The sequence below is a fragment of the Micromonospora sp. NPDC005194 genome (assembly GCF_040608335.1).
Lineage (GTDB): Bacteria > Actinomycetota > Actinomycetes > Mycobacteriales > Micromonosporaceae > Micromonospora.
In genome coordinates this window covers 102,069-116,635 of the sequence record NZ_JBEXIA010000021.1, presented here as the reverse complement: position 1 = coordinate 116,635, position 14,567 = coordinate 102,069, and the positions used below count along the sequence as shown (strand labels likewise).

Genomic DNA, 14,567 nt, shown 5'->3' with positions numbered 1-14,567 from the left:
TGCGCTGCTGCCCACGCCGAGCGACCACGATCGTGCAGGCCATCCTCGTTCTCCACCGCGTCGAAGCCAACCGCTACGCAGGATGAAAAGGGCTCATTGGATCAACGTGCGAGGTGACGAACAACTGGCGACCTGTTCACCGTGATGAACTACGCGCACGCTACAACGAACGGCCACTGCCCGGATGCTTCCCGCTGCGCTTTGCCCCCAACGCGGCCGGAGCCGCCGCTGGGGCGACGCGGGCTCGGGAAGCCGGGATCAGACCTTGTCGCCGAGCTTGACCTGAGGAGCCGGAGCGCGCATCCGTCGGAAGGTGATCGACCGCATCACGGCGTAGAGGTAGAGCGAGCCCATCCGCTGGTCGGTCTTCGGGAAGCGCTCCCGGACCAGCTTGCCGATCTTGCGGCAGATCAGCAGCGAGTCGACGACCACACCCAGGGCCAGTGCGCCCCAGAGCACGTTGGAGATCAACCGCACCGGCGCCGGCATCGCCGCGTTCGAGCCGATCAGCACGATCAACGCGCCGCCGAAGAACCAGGTGCCGACGGTACGCCGGGAGTCGACCACGTTGCGTGCCAGCAGCCGCTCCGGGCCCCGGTCGCGGGGGCCACCCTCGCGGCGGAACTCGGCCGCGGCCTCGGTACGCAGCTGGCGGCGCCGCTCCCGCTCCTCCTCCTTGGTGAGGGGGCGGGTGGGGCCGGCCGGGCGACGGCCGACGGTCGGCCGCTTCGGCGTCTCCCGACCCTTGGCCGGGGTGTAACCCCGGGGACGGTCGGCGGTCTCCTCGGGGGTCACCGAGGTGACGGCCTCGTCGACGAGGTCGGTGGACTTGCGGCGAAAGAGCGACGGCACGCGGCAAGGGTAGCCAACGGTTCGCGCCCGGTGCACATCGCGGTGCACCGGGCGCGGAAGGTCTGACGAGGTTACGGGCGCTCGGCGTGCGCGCCGAGGTCGGCGAGCTTCGCCTCGAAGTCCTCGTAGCCCCGGTTGATCAGGTCGACGCCGTACACCCGGGAGGTGCCCTCGGCCGCGAGCGCCGCGATCAGGTGGCTGAAACCGGCCCGCAGGTCGGGGATGACCAGGTCGGCGGCGTGCAGCTTGCTCGGCCCGGCGATCACCGCCGAGTGCTTGAAGTTGCGCCGGCCGAAGCGGCACGGGGTGCCGCCGAGGCAGTCCCGGTAGACCTGGATGTTGGCGCCCATCGAGTTCAGCGCCTCGGTGTAGCCCAGCCGCTGCTCGTAGACCGTCTCGTGCACGATCGACAGGCCGCGGGCCTGGGTCAGCGCCACGACCAGCGGCTGCTGCCAGTCGGTCATGAAGCCGGGGTGGACGTCGGTCTCCAGCGCCACCGCGTTCAGCTCGCCGCCGGGGTGCCAGAAGCGGATGCCGCCCTCCTGGCCCGGGTCGCCCAGCTTCGGCGGCCGGGTGTCGGTGACCTCGTACTCGCCGCCGACGGACCGGAAGATGTTCAGGAAGGTCATCATGTCGGCCTGCTGCGCGCCGAGCACCTCGACGTGGCCACGGGTGGCCAGCGCGGCCGCGGCCCAGCTGGCGGCCTCGATCCGGTCGGGGATCGGCCGGTGGGTGTACCCGTGCAGCTTCGGCACGCCCTGGATCTCGATCACCCGGTCGGTGTGGACCTTGATGATCGCGCCCATCTTCTGCAGGATGCAGATCAGGTCGATGATCTCCGGCTCCACCGCGGCGTTGCGCAGCTCGGTGACGCCCTCGGCCATCACCGCGGTCAGCAGCACCTGCTCGGTGGCGCCGACGCTCGGGTACGGCAGGGCGAACTTGGTGCCGTGCAGGCCGTTCGGCGCGGAGAGGTGCAGCCCCTCGGGCCGCTTGTCGACAGTCGCGCCGAACTCCCGCAGCGCCTGCAGGTGGAAGTCGATCGGGCGCGGGCCGATGTGGCAGCCGCCCAGATCCGGGATGAACGCGTGCCCGAGCCGGTGCAGCAGCGGCCCGCAGAACAGGATCGGGATCCGGCTCGAACCGGCGTGCACGTTGATCTGGTCGGTGCTGGCGCTCTCCACGTTCGCCGGGTCGAAGACGAGCTCGCCGTCCTCGGCGCCGTCGGTCACCTTGACGCCGTGCAGACCGAGTAGACCCCGGACCACCTCGACGTCGCGGATCTTCGGCACGTCGAACAGCCGGCTCGGGCTGTCGCCCAGCAGTGCGGCGACCATCGCCTTCGAAACCAGGTTCTTCGCGCCGCGCACGCGGATCCGCCCTTCGAGCGGAGTGCCTCCATGCACGATCAGGACGTCGTCGGTCAACGCAACCTCCAGCGCTTCGGTGCTGCTGTGTTGATGGTGGGGAGCCTGAACTCTGTCGCTACCCCGGATGCGGCCATATCGAAACGGCCCGCTTGCGTCCTCGCCCCGGCAGCATAGCCCTCGGTGACGAAAAAGGACTCGGTCACACCAGCGTGTGTGGCATTAATCGGTGATCCGGCACTTTTGCGTACCAAGGGCGTCACGGATCGTGATCACGCACCCGGCAGGGCGAGCATCTGGTCCAGCGCCACCCGGGCGTGGTGCGCGGTGTCGGCGTCGACAGTGATCTGGTTGACGACCCGGCCCGCGACCAGCTCCTCCAGGGCCCAGACCAGGTGCGGCAGATCGATCCGGTTCATGGTCGAGCAGTAGCAGACCGCCTTGTCCAGGAACATGATCTGCTTGTTCGGGTGGGCCAGCGCCAACCGGCGGACCAGGTTCAGCTCGGTGCCCAGCGCCCACGCCGAGCCGGCCGGCGCCGCCTCGATGGTCTTGATGATGTACTCGGTCGAACCGACGTGGTCGGCGGCCGTGACCACCTCGTGCCGGCACTCCGGGTGGACCAGCACGTTGACCCCGGGAACCCGCGCCCGCACGTCGTCGACGCTCTCCAGGGTGAACCGGCCGTGCACCGAGCAGTGCCCTCGCCACAGGATCATCTTGGCGTCCCGCAGCTGCTCCGGCGTGAGCCCGCCACCGGGCTTGTGCGGGTCGTAGAGCACGCAGTCGTCCAGCGACAGGCCCATCTCCAGCACCGCCGTGTTGCGGCCCAGGTGCTGGTCCGGCAGGAAGAGCACCTTCGAGCCCTGCTCGAACGCCCAGTCCAGGGCGCGCTTGGCGTTGGACGAGGTGCAGACCACGCCGCCGTTGCGGCCGACGAAACCCTTGATGTCGGCCGAGGAGTTCATGTACGTCACCGGCACGGTCTCGCCGGCGATGCCCAGCTCGGCGAGCGTGTCCCAGGCGGCCTCGACCTGACCCAGCACGGCCATGTCCGCCATCGAACAGCCGGCCGCCAGGTCGGGCAGGATCACCCGCTGGGCGTCCGTGGTGAGGATGTCGGCGCTCTCGGCCATGAAGTGCACGCCGCAGAAGACGATGTACTCGGCGTCCGGCCGGGCGGCGGCCTCCCGGGCCAGCTTGAACGAGTCGCCGGTCACGTCCGCGAACTGGATCACCTCGTCGCGCTGGTAGTGGTGCCCCAGCACGAAGACCTTGCTGCCCAGCTCCGCCTTCGCCGCCGTGGCACGGGCCACCAGATCCGGGTCGCTGGGCGCCGGCAGGTCGCCCGGACACTCGACGCCGCGCTCGGTGTCGGGGTCGCTGCCCCGGCCGAGCAGCAGCAGAGCCGTCGCCGTGTTGGAGGGTTCCACCCAGGTCGAAGTCACGTAGCCCATGGTCCCACAGCGCGAGCGCGCCGCAGCTCCGCTCGGTGTGGGCTGCCACACTGCTCGACATGCGCGTGCTGCTCTGCCCGGACAAGTTCGCCGGCACCCTGCCCGCACCGGAGGTCGCCGCCGCGGTGGCGGACGGCTGGCGCAGCGTCGCCGACGGTGACGACCTGCTGATCCGGCCACTCGCCGACGGCGGCCCGGGCTTCGTGGAGGTGCTCGCCGAGGCGCTCGGCGGCCGGCGGGTGACGGTGTCGACCGTCGACCCGCTGGGCCGGCCGACGGCCGGTGAGATCCTGCTCACCGCCGACGGCACGACGGCCTACCTGGAGAGCGCGCAGGCGTGCGGCCTGCACCTGCTCTCCGCAGCCGAGCGCGACCCGAAGACCACCACGTCGTACGGGCTGGGTCTGCTGGTGACCGCCGCCGTGGAGAGCGGGGCCCGGACGGTGGTGATCGGGCTGGGCGGCTCCGCCACCAACGACGCCGGCGCCGGCATGCTCACCGCGCTGGGCGCGACCCCGCTCGACGCCACGGGTGCGGCGCTGCCGTACGGCGGGGCGGCGTTGGCCCTGGTCGACGCCCTCGACGGCGCTCCCCGGCTGCGCGGCGCCCGGCTCGTCGCCGCCACCGACGTGGACAACCCGCTGCTCGGCCTGCACGGCGCGAGCAACGTGTTCGGCCCGCAGAAGGGCGCCGACCGCGCCGACGTCCTGCTGCTCGACGCGGCCCTGGAGCGTTTCGCTGCGGTGCTGGAGCGGGACCTTCCCGGCTGCCCGCCGGGGCTCGGCGCGCTGCCCGGCGGTGGGGCCGCCGGCGGCCTCGGCGCGGCCATCCTCGCGCTCGGCGGCGCCTGCGAGTCTGGCATCGGCCTGGTCACCCGGGCCACCCGGCTGGACGCCGCGCTCGACACCGCCGACCTGGTGATCACCGGGGAGGGGTCCTTCGACCACCAGTCGTTGCGCGGCAAGGTCGTCGCCGGGGTGGCCGGGGCCGCCCGGGACCGTGGGGTGCCCTGCGTGGTGGTGGCCGGCCAGGTCAGCACCGGCCGGCGGGAGGCCGCCTCGGCGGGGGTGACCGACGCGTACAGCCTGGTCGAGCACTTCGGTGGGGAGCAGGCCGGCGGGCTCGACGCCGCGCTGAGCCGTCCCGCCGACGGGCTGCGCGAGCTGGGCGCCCGACTGGCCCGGCAGTGGAGCCGCTGAGCGCTCGGCCCACCCGGTCCAGGCCGTCTCGTCCGGGCCGACCTGGGGCGCTGGTCCCGCCACGCGGGTACGTCCGGCCGGGGCGGCGTACGATCGGAACTGGACCACAACCGGGAATCACTGGACGGCGCGCGGCGTTGGCCAGTGCGTCCGGACCCAAAACCGCGCAGGGAGACTTCCACGTGACCACGCCAGCGCAGACCGAGTCGACCGAGGCCCAGGCCCCTACTTCCGTCGTCCTCACCGACGTCGCGGCGCAGAAGGTCAAGGCCCTGATCGAGCAGGAGGGCCGCGACGACCTGCGGCTCCGCGTCGCGGTGCAGCCGGGTGGCTGCTCCGGCCTGCGGTACCAGCTCTTCTTCGACGAGCGTTCGCTCGACGGTGACGTCGTCAGCGACTTCGGTGGCGTCGAGGTCGTCGTCGACCGGATGAGCGCCCCCTACCTGTCCGGCGCGACGATCGACTTCGCCGACCGGATCGACGCCCAGGGCTTCACCATCGACAACCCCAACGCGGGCAACTCCTGCGCCTGCGGCGACTCGTTCAACTAAGTCGCGCACCACGCACCACCGACGACGGGGCCGTCCTGCGGGACGGCCCCGTCGTCGTGTCGGGGTGACGGTGGGAGCGGTCCCGGGTGACCCCCGGCGGACGGGTGGACGGGCGGTTGCCGTTGCCCGACCGACCGGACACGTCCGGGTTGCCGGGCCGGTAGGCTGACCGCGCCCTGCTCCCGACCCTGAGGGTTGACATGAAGATCGCCGTGACCGGCTCGATCGCCACCGATCACCTGATGAGCTTCCCGGGTCGCTTCGCCGACCAGCTCATCGCCGATCAGCTGCACAAGATTTCCCTCTCCTTCCTGGTGGACGACCTGGTTCTCCGCCGTGGCGGGGTCGCGGCGAACATCTCCTTCGGCATGGGGCAGCTCGGGATGCGCCCGGTGCTGCTCGGGGCGGTGGGCGCGGACTTCGCCGACTACCGCTCCTGGCTGGAGCGGCACGGCGTGGACTGTGACTCCGTGCACATCAGTGAGGTGGCGCACACGGCGCGGTTCGTCTGCACCACCGACACCGACATGTGCCAGATCGCGTCGTTCTACGCGGGTGCGATGAGCGAGGCGCGCAACATCGAACTGGCCCCCGTCGCCGACCGGCTCGGCGGGCTGGACCTGGTGCTGGTCAGCGCGAACGACCCGGAGGCGATGCTGCGGCACTCGGCCGAGTGCCGCAGCCGTGGGTACGCCTTCGCCGCCGACCCCTCGCAGCAGCTCGCCCGGATGCCCGGCGAGGACGTGGTGGCGCTGATCGAGGGCGCCGAGTTCCTGATGACCAACGACTACGAGAAGTCGCTGCTGCAGAGCAAGGCTCAGCTGACCGACGACCAACTGCTGGACCTGGTCAAGGTGCGGGTCACCACGCTGGGCAAGGACGGCGTGGAGATCGCCGGCCGCGGCATCGACCCGATCCACGTGCCCATCGCCCGGGAGATCCGGGCGGTCGACCCGACCGGGGTGGGCGACGGCTTCCGGGCCGGCTTCTTCACCGCGCTCTCCTGGGGCCTCGGCCTTGAGCGGGCCGCCCAGGTCGGCTCGCTGCTGGCCACGCTGGTCCTGGAGACGGTGGGCACCCAGGAGTACGACGTCCGCCGCGACCTGTTCGTCAAGCGCCTCGCCGAGTCCTATGGCGACACCGCCGCCGACGAGATCCGCCCCCACCTCCTCCCGTAACCCGACCCACCCCGCCTCACCCCCGGCGATCTTGCACTTTCTGTCGCTGTTTCGCGGCTTCTGCGCGGTCTTGTCCGCGCAGAAACTGCAAGATCGCGGGGGTGAGGGATGGGTCAGTGGGTGCGGCGGATGTCGTAGGCGGGGCCGTCCGCGCCGGTCACCGCGCCGAGGAACTCCTGGCCGCGCATCCGACACCAGGCGGGGATGTCCACCGCCGCGGCCGGGTCGTCGGCGAGCACCCGGACCACCGTGCCGACCGGCACCTGCGGCATCCGGCGGGCCGCCGCGATCACCGGCAGCGGGCAGCGTTGACCCCGGCAGTCGATCACCTCGTCCGGCATCGTCACAGTCCTACCACCCCGGCGTCGGCGCGCAGCCCGGCGACGATCCCGGGCAGCTCGGCGAGGAACCGCTCGACGTCGGACTCGGTCGTGTCCCGGTGCAGGCTGACCCGGACGTTGCCGTGCGAGAGCACCCCCATCGCCTCCAACACGTGCGACGGCCGCAGCGTGGACGACGTGCAGGACGAGCCGGACGACACCGCGAACCCCCGCCGGTCCAGCGCGTGCAGCAGCGTCTCGCCGTCGACGTACAGGCAGGAGAAGGTCACCAGGTGGGGCAGGCGCAGCACCGGGTCGCCGACCACCTCGACGTCGGGCACCTCCGCCGACACCCGCGCCCGGATCCGGTCCACCAGCGGCGCCAGCCGGGCCCGCTCGGCCGCGGCGTCGGCCGCCGCCGCGCGCAGGCTCGCCGCCGCCGCCACCACCGCGGGCAGGTTCACCGACCCGGGGGTACGCCCACCCTCCCGCTCGTCGGCCGGCCAGGGCGACTCCCAGCGGGTGCCCTTGCGGACCGCCAGCAGCCCCACCCCGGGCGGCCCGCCCCACTTGTGGGCGCTGGCGCTGAGCATCGACCAGCCGGCCGGCAGGGGCACCCGCCCGACCGACTGCGCCGCGTCGACGTAGAGCGGCACCCCGACGTCGGCGCAGACGGCCGCCGCCTCGGCGACCGGCTGCACGGTGCCCACCTCGTGACTCGCGGTGATCAGCGCGGCCAGCGCGACCCCGGGCGCCTGGACGGCCGTCGACCAGGCGGCCAGATCCAGCCGGCCCACCCGGTCGACCGGCACCGAGTGGGCGACGCCGCCGGCCGCGACGTGCCGCTCGGCGGCGTGCAGGACGGCGGAATGCTCGATCGCGGAGTGCACCAGCGCCGCCCCGGCCCGGTGCCGTCCCGCCAGGCCGCCGAGCACCGCGCCGTGGGCTGCCGTCGTACCGCTGCTGGTGAAGGACAGCTCGTCGGCGCGGACGCCGAGCGTCTGCGCGGACGCCTCGCGGGCGGCGTCGAGCAGTTGCCGTGCGCGGCGTGCCTGGCTGTAGAGCTTTCCCGGGTCGGCCCAGCCGTCTTCCAGAGCGGCCAGCAGCGCCTGCCGGGCGACCGGATGCAGCGGCGCGGCGGTCGCCGCGTCCAGGTAGACCGAAGAGGCGCTCACGGATCAGTACGCTATCGCGACGGTATGCCCAGGATCCCCCCGATGGGGGCGGACAGTGACCCCACCACGGCCGAGTCCGTCATGGTCGAGTAATCTGCGACCGTCGGTGACGCCTTTGCCGCCGGTGCTGAGGAAAGACGCACCGCGGCGCGCTAGGGAGGCAGGACCAGGTGGTCGCAAGGAGTTCGGAGGTACGGCCGTCGGCCGTACGGCACGGTGCTGCCCCAGGGGTCGGTGGACGCCGGGGACGCGGTGCTGGTCGGCTGGCCGGGCTCGGTCTCGGGGGCGTGGCTCTGCTGGTTCTGCTCACGGGCTGTGACGTGGGTCAGACGTTCGGCGGCTTCGGTTGGCCGCAGGGCGGCATCTCGGCCGAGTCGCACCGGATGTACGACCTGTGGATCGCCTCCTGCGTCGCCGCGCTCGCGGTCGGCGTCTTCGTGTGGGGCCTGATCTTCTGGTGTGTCGTGCGCTACCGCAAGCGCGGCAACGCGCTGCCGGTGCAGACCCGTTACAACCTGCCGATGGAGTTCCTCTACACCATCGCGCCGATCCTGATCGTCTCCGTGCTCTTCTACTACACGGCGATCGTGCAGACCGACGTCGACAAGCTGTCGAAGAACCCGGACGTCACGGTCGAGGTCGTCGCCTTCAAGTGGAACTGGCAGTTCAACTACCGCGACGGTCAGGGCACGGAGGCCCGCACCACCGCGTCGACGCTCGGCACCAGTGAGGTCATCCCGGTGCTCGTGCTGCCGACCAACCGGTCCATCCGGTTCGAGGAGACCAGCCGCGACGTCATCCACTCCTTCTGGGTGCCGGAGCTGCTGTTCAAGCGGGACGTCATGCCGGGCAAGATCCGCAACGTCTTCGAGGTCTCCAGCCTGGATGCCGAGGGCGCGTACGTCGGCCGCTGCGCCGAGCTGTGCGGCAGCTACCACGCGTTCATGAACTTCGAGCTGCGGGTGGTCTCGCCGGAGAAGTACGACCAGTTCCTCGCGGCCAAGCAGAGTGGCAAGTCGACTCAGGACGCGCTGGCCGCGATCGGCGAGCAGCCGTACGCGGAGACCACGCAGCCGTTCGACACCCGACGGACGCAGAGCAACTTCAACCCGGACGACGCTCCGGCCGGCACGGGAAGCTGAGGCAGCCGCATGAAGACCGAGTGGCGTATCTTCCTGATCATCGCCCTGTTCCTCTTCGGCGCAACCGTCCTCTACGGCGCCTGGACGCACGGTGAGTCCGGCAACATCGAGTGGGTGGGCACCGTCGCCCTGCTGCTGTCGTTCCTGCTCTGCTCGATGTGCGGCGGCTTCTTCTGGTTCGTCTCCCGCCGTATCGATCTGCGCCCGGAGGACCGGCCGGACGCTGAGATCTCCGACGGCGCCGGCGAGGTCGGCTTCTTCAGCCCGGGCAGCTACTGGCCGTTCGGTCTGGCGCTGGCCGCCGCGACCGCCGCGCTGGGCATGGTGTTCTGGCAGTTCTGGCTGATCGGCGCCGGCCTGTTGGCGGTCATCTTCGCCGCCTGCGGCCTGCTGTTCGAGTACTACACCGGCACCCGGCGCACCGCCGAGCACTGATCCACCCGGTCGCCGCGGCGCGACCGACCCCGTACCACCGCGAAGGCCCGCACCCCGTCGGGGGAGCGGGCCTTCGTCGTGGCGCACCGGGGTGCCGCCACGTCGGCGTTGTGGGGCCGATCGGGGCGGTGCGGGTCAGGCGGCGTGGCGGCGGGTGGGCTGGCGACGTCGGCGATCGGCCAGCCGGGTGACGGGGGCGGCGAATGTGGCGATCACCACGGCCGCGCCGCAACCGGTGCAGATCAGCTCGGGACAGTCGCTGCCGTGGCCGTCGACGCAGGGCGGCGCCCCGAACGGTGCCACGCCCTCGCAGACATCGCAGTAGAGATCGCGGTGCGACACGGGCGTCTCCTCTCACTCCAGGCGAACCGCCCCCGAAATGCGACAGCGACGCACAACGGAAGCGGAGAACTACTCGCCTGTAGTTTCCCACGCGGGTCCGACAAATCCCCGCGCCCGCCGGTCGGGCGCCGTTCCGCAGGCCCCGACGCCACCGGACGTGATCCACCCGACAGCAGTGAAGTCGGGGTATCCGGGCCGGCCGAACACCCCGGATTCCAGCAACCCGAGTCGATCACGCAGCACGCGCCTCCCGGGCCGGGGATCAGGCGGTGGTGGCGGTCTCGATCCAGCGGTCCAGAGTGGCCGCCGCAGCGCCCGAGTCGATGGAGTCGGCGGCGCGGTCCAGGCCGGCGCGCAGCGCCTCGGTCAGGTCGCCGTCCAGCGGACCCTGGGTCGCGAGCGCCGCCGCCGCGTTGACCAGCACCGCGTCGCGGACCGGGCCCGTCTCACCGGCCAGCAGGCGACGGGCCACGCCGGCGTTGTACGCGGCGTCACCGCCACGCAGGTCGCCGAGGGTGGACCGGGGGACACCCAGGTCGGTCGCGTCCAGCACAGCCTCGCGTACGGTGCCGCCCTGCGCCGCCCACACCCGGGTCGGCGCGGCGGTGGTGAACTCGTCCAGCCCGTCCTCGCCGCGCATCACCAGCACCGAGTCGCCACGGGCGGCGAACACGCCGGCCATCACCGACGCCATCCGTGCGTCGAAGCAGCCGACGGCGCCGGCGCGGGGGCGGGCCGGGTTGGTCAGCGGGCCGAGGAAATTGAACACGGTGGGCACGCCCAGCTCCCGGCGGACCGGCCCGGTGTGCCGCATCCCCGGGTGGAACCGGGCGGCGAAGCAGAACCCGATGCCGGCCTCGGTGACGCAGCGCACGATGGCGTCCGGGTCGAGGTCGAGCGGGACACCGAGGAACTCCAGCAGGTCGGCGGTGCCGCAGGAGGACGACGCGGCCCGGTTGCCGTGCTTGACCACCCGGACGCCGGCACCCGCCACGACCAGCGCGGCCATGGTGGAGATGTTGACCGTGTGGGCGAGGTCACCGCCGGTGCCCACCACGTCCAGCGCCGTCGAGCGCAGGTCGTCGGGAAGGTCGACCGGGACGGCCCGGCTCAGCATGGTCTCCACCAGGCCGGCCAACTCGGCCGAGGTCTCGCCCTTGGCCCGTAGCGCCACGGCGAAGCCGGCGACCTGCGCGGCGCCCGCCGAGCCGGCCATGATCTCGCCCATGGCCCAGGCGGTGTCGGCGGTGGACAGCTCCTCGCCGCGCAGCAGCGAGTTGAGCAGGTGCGGCCAGGTCCGATCGCCCATGGCGGGCCTCCCGAGCGTACGAAGTGCGGGTGGGCTGGAATCGGCGCCGGCTGGTCCGGCGCCGTGTCGGTGCCGGAGAGCGGGGGACGTCAGGCGGGTGCGTGCGTCCGCAGCAGCTCGGCCACCGTGCTGCCGGTGGTCACCGGGTCGAGCGGGTGCACAAGCGTCGCGTCGACCTCGGCGTACGCGGCGAGCCATCGGTCCGCGGCGCGGGCGATCACCAGGCAGGTGGGCGGGGCGGCGTCGTCCCGATCGTCCTTGATCTGGCGGGCGATGCCGATGCCGCCGCCGGGGCTCGCCTCACCGTCGAGCACCAGCAGGTCGATCTCGTAGTCGTCGACCAGCCGGATGGTCTCGGCGTACGTCGACGCGTCGACGAACTCGATCTGCAGCCCGGGGGCGGGCCGGGTGCCGACAGCGAGCCGCATCCGGTCACGGACCTGCGGGTCGTCGCTGTAGAGCAGGACGGTGCACAGACGATCGCTCATGGCTGACAGGCTCCCACCTCGTAGCTGCCCGCCGATCGTACCGGTCGACGTGACGTAGCCGACATCCCGCCCGACGCTCGGCCGCTGGCGTACCGTCTGCGCAGCTCAGGTCGTCGCGGCGTCGGCGGCGCGCTCGCGGGCCTCCTGGCGGTCCAGCTCGCGGTCCACCCGGCGGGCCTCCCGCTCGGACTGCTTCACCCACTGCACGACCAGCACCGCGAGCATGGTCACACTGACGAACTCACCGCCGGCCCAGAGGATGCCGCCGGCGACCACCTGGTCGGCCTTGGGGTCGGACCAGCTCAGGTTGAGCGACGGGTACCAGTCGCCGCCGAACAGGGTGGTGCTCTGCATGATGGTGAGCCCGAGCACGGTGTGGAACGGCACGGAGAGCAGCATCAGCAGGGCCCGCGCCGGGTACGGCCAGCGGCCCGGGAGCGGGTCGAGGCCGAGCAGCGGCCAGAAGAACACGCAGCCGGTCATGATGAAGTGCGCGTGCACCAGCTCGTGTGCCCAGGCGTGTTCCAGGGTGAAGCGGTACAGGTCGCTGAAGTACAGCGCGAACGGGTTGACCACGAAGATGGCGAACGCCACCAGCGGGAAGCTGTAGACCCGGGCGACGCGGCTGTGCACGATCGCCAGGAGGCGCTTGCGCGGCCCGACGGGCAGGGTCCGCAGGGCCAGCGTCATCGGTGCGCCCAGCGCCAGGAAGATCGGCGACACCATGGAGAGCACCATGTGCTGGACCATGTGCACCGACAGCAGCGCGGTGTCGTAGGCGTGCAGCCCGCTGACCGTGACCAGCGCGATACCGCCGAGGCCGGGGCCGAGGAAGAACACCGTACGGGCGATCGGCCAGCGGTCCCCGCGGACGCGCAGCCGGTGCACCCCGTAGAGGTAGAGGCCGGCGGCGAGTACCAGGCCGAGGGCCAGCCAGCTGTCCAACCGGGTCTCGGTCAGCACCGCGCCGACGGTGAACGGTGGCGGGGTCGCCTCGGCCCCGGCGGCGAGCACCGACGGGCCAGCCGGAGTGGCCGCGAGCACATCGGCCGGGACGGCCGAGGTGGCGGCGAGGATCGGATCGACGTGCAGCACGCTTTTCAGGCTAGGCCAGGCGAACCGGACCCTGACGCCCGGGCCACGGAAGGCGCAGGTTTGCCACCCCGCTGATCGCCGGCCCCGGTCAGGGGCAATAATGACGGCGTGACTGCGGCCCCAGCCATTGACAAGAGCCGGATCCACTCTTTGACGCGACCCAACATGGTCAGCGTCGGGACGATCGTGTGGCTCTCCAGCGAACTCATGTTCTTCGCGGCGCTCTTCGCGATGTACTTCTCGATCCGCGCGGCTGCGCCGGAGCAGTGGGAGAAGCACACCGAGTCGCTGAACATCCCGTACGCGACCACCTTCACGGTGATCCTCGTGCTGTCCTCGGTGACCTGCCAGCTCGGCGTCTTCGCGGCGGAGAAGGGTGACGTGCACGCGCTGCGCCGCTGGTTCACCGTCACCTTCGTGATGGGCCTGATCTTCGTGCTCGGCCAGGTGAACGAGTACCGCCACCTGGTGGCGGACGGCGTCAAGATCAACGTTGACGGCTACGGCTCGATGTTCTACCTGACGACCGGCTTCCACGGCCTGCACGTGACCGGCGGTCTGATCGCCTTCATCATCTTCATGGTCCGCACGACCATGGGCCGGTTCACCCCGGCGCAGGCGACCTCGGCGATCGTCGTGTCGTACTACTGGCACTTCGTCGACGTCGTGTGGATCGGCCTGTACGCCATGATCTACTGGCTTCAGTGATCTTGGCGCGTCACGAACCGCGCCGCTGCTCCGTCCCCTGAGACAAGGTCCAACCGGTTAAGGACACAGCTCATGACTTCTGACAACGACCGCCGACGCGGCCTGCTCGCGCGGTTGCGCGGGCGGCCCGCCGCGCGCAGCAGGGGCCGCCGCCGGCTGGGCGCCGCGGTCCGGCTGTTCGCCGCGCTGATGCTCGCCGGCGGCGCCTACACCGTCTTCGCCCCCGGTGCCCAGGCGCAGGACAATCCGCCGCTGACCGGCGCCGCGGCCGAGGGCAAGGCGCTGTTCGACGTTAGCTGTGTGACCTGCCACGGACGCAACGCCCAGGGCGTCGAGGGCCGCGGGCCGAGCCTGATCGGCGTCGGCGCGGCCTCGGTCGAGTTCCAGGTCAGCTCGGGCCGTATGCCGCTGGCCCGCCAGGAGGCCCAGGCGCACCGCAAGCCGCCGGTCTTCACCGACGAGCAGACCCGTCAGCTCGGCCAGTACATCCAGGAGCTGGGTGGCGGCCCGATCGTCCCGGAGGGTGACGACCTCCGCGAGAACGGCAACGTCGCGGCCGGCGGGGAGCTCTTCCGGATCAACTGCTCGCAGTGCCACGCCTTCGGCGGTGGCGGTGGCGCGCTCTCGTCCGGCAAGTTCGCCCCGAGCCTGCACCCGGCGACCGACCGGCAGATCTACGCGGCGATGCTGAGCGGCCCGCAGAACATGCCGGTGTTCGGTGACAACCAGATCACGCCGGAGCAGAAGGCCGACATCATCGCCTACATCCAGGAGACGCTGAAGACCGACCAGGACCCGGGCGGGTTCAACCTCGGCCGGTACGGGCCGTCCACCGAGGGCCTGGCGATCTTCCTGGTTGGCATTGTGGCGCTCGTGTTCGCTAGCCTGTGGATTGCGGGTAAGTCGTGACCGAGCGGATCTTCAGATTCAGTGCCGTGGTGCCGCTCGG

General features: G+C 71.6%; 16 protein-coding genes and 1 pseudogene. 8 read left to right on the top strand and 9 right to left on the bottom strand.

Annotation, left to right across the window (positions count from 1 at the left end; genetic code table 11):
• Window positions 1-86: pseudogene (locus ABZU53_RS19360) on the top strand (IS5/IS1182 family transposase); the annotation flags it as partial.
• A 172-nt stretch (window positions 87-258) separates the two neighbouring features.
• Here the strand turns inward: ABZU53_RS19360 and ABZU53_RS19355 are convergent.
• From ABZU53_RS19355 to nadA, 3 genes are all read right to left on the bottom strand, one after another.
• Window positions 259-852, bottom strand: a complete 594-nt coding sequence (locus tag ABZU53_RS19355; protein WP_354859767.1) for a DUF3043 domain-containing protein — start codon at window positions 850-852, stop codon at window positions 259-261.
• A gap of 71 nt (window positions 853-923) precedes the next feature.
• On the bottom strand, window positions 924-2,279 hold the full coding sequence (murA, locus tag ABZU53_RS19350) for a UDP-N-acetylglucosamine 1-carboxyvinyltransferase (protein WP_308195384.1): 1,356 nt from the start codon (window positions 2,277-2,279) through the stop codon (window positions 924-926).
• A 212-nt stretch (window positions 2,280-2,491) separates the two neighbouring features.
• Window positions 2,492-3,667 (bottom strand): quinolinate synthase NadA, encoded by a 1,176-nt coding sequence (nadA, locus tag ABZU53_RS19345; RefSeq protein WP_355066913.1) that lies wholly within the window; start codon window positions 3,665-3,667, stop codon window positions 2,492-2,494.
• A gap of 68 nt (window positions 3,668-3,735) precedes the next feature.
• Here nadA and ABZU53_RS19340 point away from each other — a divergent pair, with 68 nt between their 5' ends.
• The 3 genes from ABZU53_RS19340 to ABZU53_RS19330 all read left to right on the top strand — a co-directional run bounded on the left by ABZU53_RS19340 (window position 3,736) and on the right by ABZU53_RS19330 (window position 6,604).
• A complete protein-coding gene (locus ABZU53_RS19340; RefSeq protein ID WP_355066912.1) occupies window positions 3,736-4,875 on the top strand; it encodes a glycerate kinase in 1,140 nt (379 codons plus the stop codon).
• Between the two features lie 182 nt (window positions 4,876-5,057).
• Window positions 5,058-5,426, top strand: coding sequence for an iron-sulfur cluster insertion protein ErpA (gene erpA / locus ABZU53_RS19335; protein ID WP_234587006.1), 369 nt, complete (start codon window positions 5,058-5,060; stop codon window positions 5,424-5,426).
• A gap of 200 nt (window positions 5,427-5,626) precedes the next feature.
• Window positions 5,627-6,604 carry a carbohydrate kinase family protein gene (locus ABZU53_RS19330; RefSeq protein ID WP_355066911.1) on the top strand — a complete coding sequence of 326 codons (978 nt, stop codon included), beginning with the start codon at window positions 5,627-5,629 and terminating at the stop codon, window positions 6,602-6,604.
• Window positions 6,605-6,717: 113 nt separating this feature from the next.
• Here the strand turns inward: ABZU53_RS19330 and ABZU53_RS19325 are convergent, their stop codons facing one another.
• Window positions 6,718-6,951 carry a sulfurtransferase TusA family protein gene (locus ABZU53_RS19325; RefSeq protein WP_354861572.1) on the bottom strand — a complete coding sequence of 78 codons (234 nt, stop codon included), beginning with the start codon at window positions 6,949-6,951 and terminating at the stop codon, window positions 6,718-6,720.
• Window positions 6,948-8,099 carry an aminotransferase class V-fold PLP-dependent enzyme gene (locus ABZU53_RS19320; RefSeq protein WP_355066910.1) on the bottom strand — a complete coding sequence of 384 codons (1,152 nt, stop codon included), beginning with the start codon at window positions 8,097-8,099 and terminating at the stop codon, window positions 6,948-6,950. The genes ABZU53_RS19325 and ABZU53_RS19320 overlap by 4 nt, the downstream gene beginning before the upstream one ends.
• 170 nt (window positions 8,100-8,269) lie before the next feature.
• On the opposite strand from ABZU53_RS19320, the gene coxB reads away from it, so the two are divergent.
• Window positions 8,270-9,241, top strand: coding sequence for a cytochrome c oxidase subunit II (coxB, locus tag ABZU53_RS19315; RefSeq protein WP_354861569.1), 972 nt, complete (start codon window positions 8,270-8,272; stop codon window positions 9,239-9,241).
• Window positions 9,242-9,250: 9 nt separating this feature from the next.
• Window positions 9,251-9,676: a cytochrome c oxidase subunit 4 gene (locus ABZU53_RS19310; protein ID WP_354861567.1), complete on the top strand. Its 426-nt coding sequence runs from the start codon at window positions 9,251-9,253 to the stop codon at window positions 9,674-9,676.
• A gap of 135 nt (window positions 9,677-9,811) precedes the next feature.
• Here the strand turns inward: ABZU53_RS19310 and ABZU53_RS19305 are convergent, their stop codons facing one another.
• The 4 genes from ABZU53_RS19305 to ABZU53_RS19290 form a co-directional block, all read right to left on the bottom strand.
• Window positions 9,812-10,018, bottom strand: coding sequence for a hypothetical protein (locus ABZU53_RS19305; protein WP_355066909.1), 207 nt, complete (start codon window positions 10,016-10,018; stop codon window positions 9,812-9,814).
• Between the two features lie 262 nt (window positions 10,019-10,280).
• Window positions 10,281-11,327, bottom strand: coding sequence for an anthranilate phosphoribosyltransferase (gene trpD / locus ABZU53_RS19300; RefSeq protein WP_354861565.1), 1,047 nt, complete (start codon window positions 11,325-11,327; stop codon window positions 10,281-10,283).
• 89 nt (window positions 11,328-11,416) lie between these two features.
• Window positions 11,417-11,815 carry a hypothetical protein gene (locus ABZU53_RS19295; RefSeq protein ID WP_354861563.1) on the bottom strand — a complete coding sequence of 133 codons (399 nt, stop codon included), beginning with the start codon at window positions 11,813-11,815 and terminating at the stop codon, window positions 11,417-11,419.
• A 105-nt stretch (window positions 11,816-11,920) separates the two neighbouring features.
• Window positions 11,921-12,910 carry a cytochrome c oxidase assembly protein gene (locus ABZU53_RS19290; RefSeq protein ID WP_354861561.1) on the bottom strand — a complete coding sequence of 330 codons (990 nt, stop codon included), beginning with the start codon at window positions 12,908-12,910 and terminating at the stop codon, window positions 11,921-11,923.
• A gap of 108 nt (window positions 12,911-13,018) precedes the next feature.
• On the opposite strand from ABZU53_RS19290, the gene ABZU53_RS19285 reads away from it, so the two are divergent.
• Together ABZU53_RS19285 and ABZU53_RS19280 are read left to right on the top strand one after the other, a co-directional pair.
• Window positions 13,019-13,618, top strand: coding sequence for a heme-copper oxidase subunit III (locus ABZU53_RS19285; RefSeq protein WP_354861560.1), 600 nt, complete (start codon window positions 13,019-13,021; stop codon window positions 13,616-13,618).
• Between the two features lie 72 nt (window positions 13,619-13,690).
• Window positions 13,691-14,527: a cytochrome c gene (locus tag ABZU53_RS19280; RefSeq protein WP_354861559.1), complete on the top strand. Its 837-nt coding sequence runs from the start codon at window positions 13,691-13,693 to the stop codon at window positions 14,525-14,527.
• Window positions 14,528-14,567: the final 40 nt, after the last annotated feature.